Here is a 12,122-nt window from a genome sequence, read left to right on the forward strand (position 1 = left end):
GCTACCCCCATCAGGCGTTATCGCCACCAGGCTCGGTGCCGCCGAAACGACGCTCTCGATTGGCAAAGGCATGCAGCGCACCTTCAAAGTCTTGTTCATCAAAATCTGGCCAAAGAACATCCGTAAAGTAAAGTTCGGCGTAGGCAATTTGCCACAGCAAAAAGTTACTAATGCGATGCTCCCCCCCTGTCCTTATAACCAAATCCACGGGTGCCAGTTCATTCATGCAGATTTGCTGACTCAGCGCCTCTTCATCAATCTGGTCGGGTCTTAACAGCCCTTCCTGAACCTGCTCAGCCAGATGCCGAACCCCCTGGATAATATCCCAGCGTCCGCCGTAATTCGCCGCGATATTGAGCGTCAGGCCGGTATTATTTTCCGTCAGCGCTTCTGCTTTGCGAATCCGTTCCTGCAAACGTGAGTTAAAACGACTGGTTTCGCCAATAATACGCAAGCGGACGTTGTGGCGGTGCAGGCTTTTTACTTCGCTATCGAGCGCCCACACGAACAGTTCCATCAACGCAGTCACTTCCTGCGCAGGTCGATTCCAGTTCTCACTGCTAAAAGCATAGAGCGTTAACGCATCAATGCCGTTATTGGCGGCAAAAGAAACGGCGCGGCGAACAGATTTCGCCCCAGCTTTATGCCCAAAGGCTCGTATCTTCCCTTGTCTTTTCGCCCAGCGGCCATTGCCATCCATGATGATTGCAACATGGCGACAGCCATGTGCTGGCAAGTTTTCGCTTATTGGTTGATTCGCAGACAACATAACGCGTTTTTAGTCCCTGAAAGGATTTAACGGTACACAGGAATACTGAAGCCTATACATAAAAAAGCCGTGTCAAACCACGGCTTACCTGACCACTTAAAGCCAAATACCTGCGATCAGGTGGCGCAGACTATATCACTGAAGCCCAACGCTAACAAATAGCACGACGACTAGTGCTTGCTTTATCACCAGCTTGCGAGACGTGTCACCTGTTTACGCGCAACAATGCGTGCCTGTTCATCCACGGCCAGCACCTCTTCCACGCTCTGCGGCTCACGCAAATCCATCATCTCCAGCACGGATAAATTCAACGCGGCGATATCAGTAAAGCGGATCTGCTGGTTCAGGAATGCTTCAACGGTCACTTCATTGGCTGCATTAAGCGCCGTTGTCGCCGCCTGCCCCTGATCGAAGGCCGTCATCGCCAGTTTCAGACAGGGATAACGGTCGTAATCAGGCTCGCTAAACGTCAGTGAACTCAGCTTGCAAAAATCGAGAGGCTTAACGCCCGATTTTACGCGGTTTGGCCACGCCATTGTATGAGCAATTGGCGTACGCATATCCGGTTCGCCCAGCTGGGCCAGCACGCTGCCGTCCTGATAGCGCACCATCGAGTGAATCACCGACTGCGGGTGGATCAGCACTTCCATCTGTTTCGCCGACGCATTGAACAGCCAGCGAGCTTCAATGTATTCCAGACCTTTGTTCATCATGGTGGCCGAATCGACGGAGATCTTACGCCCCATTGACCAGTTCGGATGACGACATGCCTGATCCGGCGTCATTGCGCTCAATTCAGACAGTGGCGTTTCACGGAACGGGCCACCAGACCCGGTAAGCAGAATCGACACAACGCCATTCTGCTCCAGGTCAGCGTACCCCAGGTTTTGTTGAAAAGGTTGGGGTAAACTCTGAAAAATGGCGTTGTGCTCGCTATCGACCGGCAAAAGACGCGCCCCACGCTGTTTTACCGCCTCCATAAAGAGGCGTCCGCAGGTGACCAGCGACTCTTTGTTCGCAAGCAGGACATCTTTTCCCGCATCGATCGCGGCAAGCGTCGGCAGAAGACCCGCCGCCCCGACGATTGCCGCCATAACCTGATCAACTTCATCAAGCGCGGCCATATCGCACGCCGCCTGTTGCCCGCTGAGCACCTCGGTACGGCAGCCCTTCTCCTGCAACAGCGCTTTTACCTGGCGGGCGCTCTCTTCATCATCCATCACCGCAAAACGGGGGGTAAACTCCAGGCACTGTTCGACCATTCGCTGCACGTTTTTTCCGGCCACAAGCGCGGCTACGGTGTAGCTGTCAGGATTATGACGTACAACGTCGAGAGTGCTGCAACCGATAGAGCCGGTCGAGCCGAGGAGAGTGAGATGCTTCATGAGATGCCCAAAAGTTAGATCAGATAAAAGCAAAACGCCGCCAGCAAGACTCAATGTCCTTCTGAACGGCGTTTATAAGTGTACAGCGAAAATCAGAACTGCATCAGTTCCGCTTCTTTTTCTGCCAGCGCCGCATCAATTTTCTTGATCGCCGCGTCGGTCATTTTCTGAATGTCGTCCTGAGAACGACGATCGTCGTCTTCGCTGATCTCTTTTTCTTTCAGCAGGGCTTTCACTTTATCGTTCGCATCGCGACGCACGTTACGTACGGAAACGCGACCCTGCTCAGCTTCACCGCGAACCACTTTGATCAGGTCTTTACGACGCTCTTCCGTCAGCGGAGGCAGTGGAACGCGAATATCCGCGCCCGCTGAGCTTGGGTTCAGACCCAGGTCAGATGCCATGATCGCTTTTTCAACGGCCGGGCTCATTGAGCGATCGAACACGTTGATTTTCAGGGTACGGGTATCTTCTACCGTCACGCTCGCCAGCTGACGCAGTGGCGTAGGCGTACCGTAGTATTCTACGATGATGCCATCCAGCAGGCTTGGGGAAGCTCGGCCAGTACGGATTTTGCTGATTTGGTTTTTGAACGCTTCTACGCATTTGTCCATGCGTACTTCAGCATCTTTTCTGATGTCGTTAATCACGTTACGGATCCTTGAAAACTTGTCTCAGGCAGACTATCCGCCAGCACAGCGCTACAGGTGTGCTAAGTATAGTCGCGTTTAATTCATGACAACGCCAAAGGCGCGCCCGGGTAAGATACCACGTCGAAATAAAGCGGAATCTTACCTGTATTTATCGCCGACGGAAATTATTCCGTGATCAAAGTGCCTTCTTTTTCGCCCATAACAACGCGACGCAGCGCGCCAGGCTTGTTCATATTGAAGACACGGATCGGCAGTTTGTGGTCACGAGCCAGCGTAAAGGCGGCAAGATCCATCACTTTTAGCTCTTTTTCCAGCACTTCGCTGTAGCTCAGCTGATCGTACATGGTCGCTGAAGGATCTTTTGCCGGGTCGGCAGTAAACACGCCATCTACTTTGGTCGCTTTCAGCACCACATCGGCTTCGATTTCGATACCGCGCAGGCAGGCTGCGGAATCGGTGGTAAAGAACGGGTTACCCGTACCGGCGGAGAGGATCACCACGCGGTTGTTGCGCAGCAGGCTGATGGCCTCTGCCCAGCTGTAGTTATCGCATACGCCATTCAAAGGAATAGCGGACATCAGGCGAGCGTTCACATAGGCGCGATGAAGCGCATCACGCATCGCCAGGCCATTCATCACGGTTGCCAGCATACCCATGTGGTCGCCCACTACGCGGTTCATCCCCGCTTTCGCCAGACCAGCACCACGGAAAAGGTTGCCACCGCCAATGACCACGCCAACCTGAATACCCAGTTCGACCAGTTCTTTGATTTCCTGTGCCATGCGATCAAGGATGCTTGCGTCAATACCGAAGCCTTCCGATCCTTGCAGCGCTTCGCCACTCAGCTTAAGCAGAATGCGTTTGTACACGGGTTTTGCATTGGTAGCCATGTTTCTTTCCTGAGACTGTCAACGATTAAGATGGGGTTAATTCTGGCGACATGATATGTCGCAAATCAGCACAGCGATACTGGAGCCTGTCTGATTTCGTGAGACGGGTGACAAAAAGAAGCCGCCCTCAGGCGGCTCCTTTTCAATCATTAAGACTGCTTGGACATTGCAGCAACTTCTGCTGCGAAGTCAGTCTCAACTTTCTCGATGCCTTCGCCCACTTCGAAGCGGATGAAGCCAGTTACATCAGCGTTGTGCTCTTTCAGCAGCTGAGCAACAGACTTGCTTGGATCCATTACGAAAGGCTGGCCAGTCAGAGAAACTTCGCCGGTGAATTTCTTCATGCGGCCTTCAACCATTTTCTCTGCGATTTCTTTTGGCTTACCAGACTGCATCGCGATGTCCAGCTGAACCTGGTACTCTTTCTCTACCACTTCAGCAGACACGTCTTCTGGCTTAACGAATTCTGGTTTGCTTGCAGCGATGTGCATTGCCAGCTGTTTAACCAGCTCTTCGTCAGCGCCTTTAGCCGCAACCAGAACACCGATACGCGCGCCGTGCTGGTAAGAGCCCAGAACGTCGCCTTCCAGGGAAGCAACGCGACGGATGTTGATGTTCTCACCGATTTTAGCAACCAGCGCAACACGCTCTTCTTCGAACTGTGCTTTCAGAACTTCAACGTCAGTGATTTTGCCTGCAACCGCTGCGTCCAGAACTTTGTTAGCAAATGCCTGGAAACCAGCATCTTTAGCAACGAAGTCAGTCTGGCAGTTAACTTCCAGAATGATGCCGTAGTTGCCGTCGATTTTGGTGATGATCACGCCGTCAGCAGCAACGTTGCCTGCTTTCTTAGCTGCTTTGATCGCACCGGATTTACGCATGTTTTCGATTGCCAGCTCGATGTCGCCGTTCGCTTCGGTCAGCGCTTTTTTGCAATCCATCATGCCTGCGCCAGTACGCTCACGCAGCTCTTTTACCAGGGATGCGGTAATTTCAGCCATTCTTAAATCCTCGGGAGATGTGAACTGCCCGGCCGGGAGCCAAACAGTATAAATTGAAAAAAGGGGCCGATAATGGGCCCCTATTCATACACGGTACTAATAAGGGGTAAAACCTTATTATTCAGCTTCTACGAAGCTTTCTTCCGCCTGAGAAGCCAGATCCTGGGAACGGCCTTCACGAACGGTAGCAGCTACAGCGCTCAGGTACAGGCTAACAGCACGGATTGCGTCGTCGTTACCCGGGATAACGAAGTCAACACCGTCCGGATCGGAGTTGGTATCAACGATAGCGAATACCGGGATACCCAGGTTGTTAGCTTCTTTGATTGCGATGTGCTCGTGGTCTGCATCGATTACGAACAGCGCGTCTGGCAGGCCGCCCATATCTTTGATACCGCCCAGGCTGTTTTCCAGCTTGTCCAGTTCACGAGTGCGCATCAGCGCTTCTTTCTTAGTCAGCTTATCGAAAGTACCGTCCTGAGACTGGGTTTCCAGATCTTTCAGGCGCTTGATGGACTGACGAACAGTTTTCCAGTTGGTCAGCATGCCGCCCAACCAGCGATGGTTCACGAAGAACTGGTCGCAGCTGTTAGCAGCATCTTTCACAGCTTCGCTTGCAGCGCGCTTAGTACCAACGAACAGAATCTTACCTTTACGGGAAGAGATCTTGTTCAGCTCAGCCAGGGCTTCGTTGAACATTGGTACAGTCTTCTCAAGGTTGATGATGTGAACTTTGTTACGTGCGCCGAAGATGAAAGGCTTCATTTTCGGGTTCCAGTAACGGGTCTGGTGACCGAAGTGAACACCAGCCTTGAGCATGTCGCGCATGGAAACAGTTGCCATGTTTAAAACCTCTATATTGAAAGTTGGGGTTATGCCTCCACGTATCCCATATTACCGACCCCGAAGGGCACCCCGGAATATGTGCCGATACGTGTGTGTTGTTACACAAAGTGAGATTTGTCGCTCCCGTCCAGCCTGTGTATCTGAGATGGATCGGAAGTCCGGCGCGCTTTATATCACAAAACACGGCCAGAAACCAATAATTGTTGGCGGAGTGTGCTGTTAATGATTCTCAATTTGGCACGGGGTGCGCCTGACTGATACCATTGACAACACTTACACTAGTATTGTCGAAAAAATCGACACCGATGGACAGATTACATGGCTATCTCTATTAAGACACCTGAAGAAATTGAAAAGATGCGCGTCGCCGGTCGTCTGGCCGCGGACGTGCTGGAAATGATTGAGCCGTTTGTGAAACCGGGCGTCAGCACTGGCGAACTGGATCGCATCTGTAACGACTATATCGTCAACGAACAGCACGCGGTCTCCGCCTGCCTTGGCTATCACGGTTTCCCGAAATCCGTCTGCATCTCTATTAATGAAGTGGTTTGCCACGGCATTCCGGATGACGAGAAGCTGCTGAAAGATGGCGACATCGTCAACATCGACGTGACCGTCATCAAAGACGACTACCACGGCGACACCTCTAAGATGTTCATCGTTGGCAAGCCAACGATTCTGGGCGAGCGTCTGTGCAAAGTAACGCAAGAGAGCCTCTACCTGGCGCTGAAAATGGTGAAGCCGGGCATCCGCCTGCGCACCATCGGCGCCGCAATCCAGAAATTTGTGGAAGCGGAAGGTTTCTCCGTGGTGCGCGAATATTGCGGTCACGGTATTGGTCGTGTGTTCCATGAAGAACCGCAGGTTCTGCACTACGATGCAGACGACGGCGGCGTGGTGCTGCAAAAGGGCATGACCTTCACGATCGAGCCAATGGTCAACGCAGGTGATTACCGCATCCGTACCATGAAAGATGGCTGGACGGTAAAAACCAAAGACAGAAGCTTGTCTGCCCAGTACGAGCATACTATTGTGGTTACAGACAACGGCTGCGAAATTATGACGTTGCGCAAGGATGACACCATCCCGGCGATACTGACGAACATTGAGTGATAAGAAGCCGGCGAATGCCGGCTTTTTTAATGGCGATAGCTTTTTCTTATGGGTGGCGCACGATGAGTAATCTCTTACCCGAACAGTATGCTAACACAGCACTTCCCACCCTCCCCGACCAGCCTGATAACCCGGGCGTCTGGCCACCGCATGAACTGTCCTGCGCGCACATCAAAGCCCACATGGAGGTTTTCCATCGCTGGCTGGGTAACGCATTTGACGCAGGCGTTTCGGCCGAGCAGCTCATTGAAGCGCGCACCGAATTTATCGACCAGCTTCTGCAACGTCTCTGGATCTACTACGGTTTCGGACAGGTGAGCGACGTCGCGCTGGTTGCTGTTGGCGGCTATGGCCGGGGTGAACTGCATCCGCTCTCTGATATCGACCTGCTGATCTTAAGCCGTAAAAAACTGCCGGACGATCGGGCGCAGAAAATCGGTGAACTGTTGACCCTGCTCTGGGACGTAAAGCTGGAAGTGGGCCACAGCGTACGCACGCTGGAAGAGTGTCTGCTGGAAGGGTTATCTGACCTGACCGTCGCCACCAACCTGATTGAAACCCGCCTCCTGATTGGCGACGTGGCGCTGTTCCTCGAACTGCAAAAGCACATCTTTAGCGACGGCTTCTGGCCTTCGGAAAAATTCTTCGCTGCGAAAGTCGAAGAACAAAACCAGCGCCACCAGCGCTATCACGGTACCAGCTATAATCTCGAACCGGATATTAAAAGCAGCCCCGGTGGCCTGCGCGATATCCACACGCTGCAATGGGTCGCCCGTCGCCATTTTGGGGCAACATCGCTGGACGAAATGGTCGGGTTTGGTTTTCTGACCAAAGCCGAACGTAACGAACTCAATGAGTGTCTGCATCTGCTGTGGCGCATCCGTTTTGCCCTGCACCTGGAAGTCACCCGCTACGATAACCGCCTGCTGTTTGACCGACAGCTCAGCGTGGCGCAGCGCCTGAATTATCAGGGCGAGGGCAACGAGCCGGTCGAGCAAATGATGAAGGATTTCTTCCGCGTCACCCGCCGCGTCTCTGAGCTGAACCAGATGCTGTTACAGCTGTTCGATGAGGCGATCCTCGCGCTGACGGCAGACGAAAAACCGCGTCCGATTGATGACGAATTTCAGCTGCGCGGCACGCTGATCGATCTGCGCGATGAAACGCTGTTCATTCGCGAACCGGAAGCGATCCTGCGAATGTTCTATACCATGGTGCGCAACAGCACGATCACCGGGATCTACTCCACTACCCTGCGTCATCTGCGCCATGCACGGCGTCATCTGAAGCAGCCGCTGTGTTACATCCCGGAGGCGCGCTCGTTGTTCCTGAGGATGCTTCGTCATCCGGGCGCCGTCAGCCGCGGACTGCTGCCAATGCACCGTCACAGCGTGCTGTGGGCCTATATGCCTCAGTGGTCGCATATTGTCGGGCAGATGCAGTTCGACCTGTTTCATGCCTATACGGTGGATGAGCACACGATCCGCGTCATGCTGAAGCTGGAAAGTTTCGCTAAAGAAGAGACGCGATCCCGCCATCCGCTGTGCGTTGATCTGTGGCCACGTCTGGCACACCCGGAGCTGATCCTGATCGCTGCTCTGTTCCATGATATCGCCAAAGGTCGCGGCGGCGACCACTCCGTACTCGGTGCCCAGGACGTGCTGAAATTTGCCGAGCTGCACGGCCTGAACTCGCGTGAAACGCAGCTTATCGCCTGGCTGGTTCGCCATCATCTGCTGATGTCGGTTACCGCTCAGCGTCGTGATATTCAGGATCCGGAAGTGATCAAGCAGTTCGCCGAGGAAGTGCAAACGGAGAACCGCCTGCGCTACCTGGTCTGCCTGACGGTAGCCGATATCTGCGCCACCAACGAAACCCTGTGGAACAGCTGGAAGCAGAGCCTGCTGCGCGAGCTGTATTTCGCTACCGAAAAACAGCTGCGTCGCGGGATGCAGAATACCCCGGACATGCGCGAGCGTGTGCGCCACCATCAGTTGCAGGCGCTGGCCCTGCTGCGCATGGATAACATCAACGAAGAGGCGCTGCATCAGATTTGGGCGCGCTGTCGCGCCAACTACTTTGTACGCCACAGCCCAAACCAGCTTGCCTGGCACGCCCGGCATCTGCTGAAGCACGACCTGACGAAACCGATGATTCTGCTTAGCCCGCAGGCCACGCGCGGCGGGACGGAGATCTTTATCTGGAGCCCGGACCGGCCTTATTTGTTTGCAGCGGTCTGTGCCGAGCTGGACAGGCGTAACCTGAGCGTTCACGACGCGCAGATTTTTACCACCCGCGACGGCATGGCGATGGACACCTTTATTGTGCTGGAGCCGGACGGCAGCCCGCTGTCGTCGGACAGGCATGAGGGGATACGCTTTGGCCTTGAGCAGGCGATTACGCAGCGCAGCTGGCAACCTCCGCAGCCGCGCCGTCAGGCGGCAAAACTGCGCCACTTTACCGTCGATACCGAGGTCAATTTCCTGCCGACCCATACCGACCGTAAATCGTTCCTTGAGTTGATTGCGCTCGACCAGCCAGGGCTACTCGCCCGCGTCGGCCAGGTTTTTGCCGATCTGGGAATTTCGCTTCACGGCGCCCGAATTACAACGATTGGCGAACGAGTAGAAGATTTATTTATAATCGCGACGGCCGACCGGCGTGCCCTTAATAATGACCTGCAACTTGAAGTGCAACAACGGTTGACAGCAGCCCTCAATCCAAACGATAAAGGGTGACGTGTTTTTTAGTGAAATGGAAAGAGTAAACAATGCAGCAGTTACAGAACGTTATTGAGTCCGCTTTTGAGCGTCGCGCCGACATCACTCCGGCAAATGTGGATACCGTGACCCGTGAAGCGGTAAACCAGGTTATTTCCCTGCTGGATTCCGGCGCGCTGCGCGTGGCAGAAAAAATCGACGGTCAGTGGGTTACTCATCAATGGCTGAAGAAAGCTGTGCTGCTCTCTTTCCGCATCAACGATAACCAGGTTATCGACGGAGCAGAAAGCCGCTACTTCGATAAAGTGCCAATGAAATTTGCGGATTACGACGAAGCGCGCTTCCAGAAAGAGGGCTTCCGCGTAGTACCACCGGCAGCCGTTCGTCAGGGGGCATTCATCGCACGCAACACCGTGCTGATGCCATCCTACGTGAACATCGGCGCCTACGTTGACGAAGGCACCATGGTGGACACCTGGGCTACCGTCGGCTCCTGCGCGCAGATCGGTAAAAACGTTCACCTGTCCGGCGGCGTGGGCATCGGTGGCGTTCTTGAGCCACTTCAGGCTAACCCAACCATCATCGAAGACAACTGCTTCATCGGCGCACGTTCCGAAGTGGTTGAAGGCGTGATCGTCGAAGAAGGTTCTGTGATCTCCATGGGCGTGTACATTGGCCAGAGCACCCGTATTTACGATCGCGAAACCGGTGAAATTCACTACGGCCGCGTTCCAGCCGGTTCCGTTGTGGTTTCCGGCAACCTGCCGTCTAAAGATGGCAAATACAGCCTGTATTGCGCGGTCATCGTGAAAAAAGTGGACGCGAAAACGCGCGGTAAAGTAGGCATCAATGAACTGCTGCGCACCATCGATTAATCGGGTATAACAAAAAGCGGGGGCAACCCCGCTTTTTTTATATCCGAAGGTGGCGAAAATAGATTTTTTCGTTAATTATTCATAGGTTATGTTGAGATCAAGGGTACCGCTATGTACGATAATCTGAAAAGTCTGGGCATTACCAATCCTGATGAAATTGATCGTTATAGTCTTCGCCAGGAAGCCAATAACGATATTTTGAAAATCTATTTTCACAAGGACAAAGGAGAGTTCTTCGCCAAAAGCGTGAAGTTTAAATACCCTCGCCAGCGTAAGACCGTTGTCGCTGACGGTATCGGTCAGGGATATAAAGAAGTACAGGAAATCAGCCCTAACCTGCGCTACGTGATCGACGAACTCGATCAAATCTGCCAGCGCGATCGCAGCGAAGTCGATCTGAAACGTAAGATCCTTGACGACCTGCGTCACCTGGAAAGCGTTGTCACCAATAAGATCAGCGAGATTGAAGCGGATCTTGAGAAATTGACGCGGAAATAAGTTATTCCGGTGCGGTCTGATGCCCTCACCCCGGCCCTCTCCCACAGGGAGAGGGTGAAAACCGCACACAACCTTATCTCTGCTCATCCAGCTGCAACGCCACATACAGCAGTAGCCGGTCGTCAAAATTCCCTAAATCCAGCCCCGTCAGTTCCGAGATCCGGTTAAGCCGATACTCCAGCGTATTACGGTGAATAAACAGCGCTTTTGACGTTGCCAGCGGCTGCACGTTATGCCGGAACCACGCCTGCAACGTGCGGCGCAGCAGCCCGTTGTTGTCCATCGCTTTCAGACGCATCAGCGGGCGCGCCAGCTCGTTGGCCTGCCAGCCACCGCGCAGGCTGTCGAGCAGGACCGGCAGCATCAGATCCTGATAGAAATAACTGCGGCTCTCCGGCATGCGCTGTTTACCCACCATCATGGTGGTGCGCGCCGTTCGCCATGAACGGGCGATACTCCCCGGCCCGGTAAAGTAATTTCCCAGCGCGACGCGAAAACGGAGCTGTCCGTTCTCCTTCATGCGCTCGATGAGCAGCTCAACGCGGCGACGATGATCTTCCGCGTCCCAGCGGCCAAACTGATTAAGCGCAGGCTTGAGCACCACCATTTCCGTTAAAGAGACGATTGCCACCAGGTTGTTACGCTCCGGCGTCGCCAGCATGTTTTGCAGCTGCTGTAGCTCCACCATAGCGCTGTCCACGCCAAGCTGGCCGCTATCCACCTCAATAACGGCAACCACGCGCGGCTGATTCAGGTCGATACCCAGACGCTGCGCCCACTCGCTCAGGGCAGGCGTGTGCTCCTCCGCCTGGATCAAATTCATCACCAGCTCTTCACGCAGGCGGCTGTCCTGGGCGAGCAGGTGCATCAGACGCGACTGCTCCAGCATCATCTCCGCCGTCATGCAGACCAGCTCACCGTATTTACGCAGCGATTCAGGATCGCCGGTCAGACCGATAACGCCAACAATCTCTCCTTCCAGACGCAGCGGCAGGTTGATCCCCTGACGAACCCCGTGCAGATGTTTCGCCACGGCGTCATCGATGTCGACCACGCGCCCCTGAGAGAGCACCAGCAACGCCCCTTCGTGCAATTCCCCAATACGCTCACGATCGCCGCTGCCGATAATGCGCCCACGGGCATCCATTACGTTGATATTGGTATCAATGATGCGCATGGTTCGCGCCACGATATCCTGCGCCATTTTGGTATCAAGATGCCAGCCAGCCATAAAACCCTCCCGTGAGCAGAGCTCAAGCATAGGGAAGTTCAGCTAAGGCTGCATTGTGCAGATGCCCAAAGGCAGAGAGAGATGTATGGAGTTGTGGGAAAGGTCACAGAAACGAGAAAGCCCCTGCGAACAGGGGCTTAA

11 protein-coding genes are annotated in these 12,122 nt (G+C 54.0%); 4 read left to right on the plus strand and 7 right to left on the minus strand.

Annotated features, from left to right (window positions below):
• Nucleotides 1-10: 10 nt before the first annotated feature.
• From ispU to rpsB, 6 genes are all read right to left on the minus strand, one after another.
• Nucleotides 11-769, minus strand: coding sequence for a (2E,6E)-farnesyl-diphosphate-specific ditrans,polycis-undecaprenyl-diphosphate synthase (ispU, locus tag DD597_RS05940; protein WP_003856176.1), 759 nt, complete (start codon nucleotides 767-769; stop codon nucleotides 11-13).
• A gap of 185 nt (nucleotides 770-954) precedes the next feature.
• On the minus strand, nucleotides 955-2,154 hold the full coding sequence (gene ispC / locus DD597_RS05945) for a 1-deoxy-D-xylulose-5-phosphate reductoisomerase (protein ID WP_023315432.1): 1,200 nt from the start codon (nucleotides 2,152-2,154) through the stop codon (nucleotides 955-957).
• Between the two features lie 92 nt (nucleotides 2,155-2,246).
• A complete protein-coding gene (gene frr, locus DD597_RS05950; RefSeq protein ID WP_003856180.1) occupies nucleotides 2,247-2,804 on the minus strand; it encodes a ribosome recycling factor in 558 nt (185 codons plus the stop codon).
• Nucleotides 2,805-2,971: 167 nt separating this feature from the next.
• Entirely contained in the window at nucleotides 2,972-3,697 is a 726-nt protein-coding gene (gene pyrH / locus DD597_RS05955) for a UMP kinase (protein ID WP_003856194.1), read from the minus strand.
• Between the two features lie 149 nt (nucleotides 3,698-3,846).
• Complete coding sequence (gene tsf / locus DD597_RS05960; RefSeq protein ID WP_003856196.1) at nucleotides 3,847-4,698, minus strand: translation elongation factor Ts; 852 nt, start codon at nucleotides 4,696-4,698, stop codon at nucleotides 3,847-3,849.
• A gap of 117 nt (nucleotides 4,699-4,815) precedes the next feature.
• Nucleotides 4,816-5,541, minus strand: coding sequence for a 30S ribosomal protein S2 (gene rpsB / locus DD597_RS05965; RefSeq protein ID WP_003856207.1), 726 nt, complete (start codon nucleotides 5,539-5,541; stop codon nucleotides 4,816-4,818).
• 321 nt (nucleotides 5,542-5,862) lie between these two features.
• On the opposite strand from rpsB, the gene map reads away from it, so the two are divergent.
• From map to DD597_RS05985, 4 genes are all read left to right on the plus strand, one after another.
• A complete protein-coding gene (map, locus tag DD597_RS05970; RefSeq protein ID WP_003856208.1) occupies nucleotides 5,863-6,657 on the plus strand; it encodes a type I methionyl aminopeptidase in 795 nt (264 codons plus the stop codon).
• Between the two features lie 62 nt (nucleotides 6,658-6,719).
• Nucleotides 6,720-9,395 (plus strand): bifunctional uridylyltransferase/uridylyl-removing protein GlnD, encoded by a 2,676-nt coding sequence (glnD, locus tag DD597_RS05975; RefSeq protein ID WP_129256012.1) that lies wholly within the window; start codon nucleotides 6,720-6,722, stop codon nucleotides 9,393-9,395.
• Nucleotides 9,396-9,427: 32 nt separating this feature from the next.
• The gene (dapD, locus tag DD597_RS05980) at nucleotides 9,428-10,252 is read left to right on the plus strand and encodes a 2,3,4,5-tetrahydropyridine-2,6-dicarboxylate N-succinyltransferase (RefSeq protein WP_003856214.1); all 825 of its coding nucleotides are present in this window, start codon (nucleotides 9,428-9,430) and stop codon (nucleotides 10,250-10,252) included.
• Between the two features lie 111 nt (nucleotides 10,253-10,363).
• Nucleotides 10,364-10,750, plus strand: a complete 387-nt coding sequence (locus DD597_RS05985) for a DUF3461 family protein (RefSeq protein WP_003856216.1) — start codon at nucleotides 10,364-10,366, stop codon at nucleotides 10,748-10,750.
• 73 nt (nucleotides 10,751-10,823) lie between these two features.
• Here the strand turns inward: DD597_RS05985 and DD597_RS05990 are convergent, their stop codons facing one another.
• Nucleotides 10,824-11,981, minus strand: coding sequence for a CdaR family transcriptional regulator (locus DD597_RS05990; RefSeq protein ID WP_058659254.1), 1,158 nt, complete (start codon nucleotides 11,979-11,981; stop codon nucleotides 10,824-10,826).
• Nucleotides 11,982-12,122 lie beyond the last annotated feature (141 nt).

This window comes from Enterobacter cloacae complex sp. 677-3DZ2D5B, assembly GCF_004136695.1.
GTDB classification, from domain to species: Bacteria; Pseudomonadota; Gammaproteobacteria; order Enterobacterales; family Enterobacteriaceae; genus Enterobacter; species Enterobacter hormaechei_C.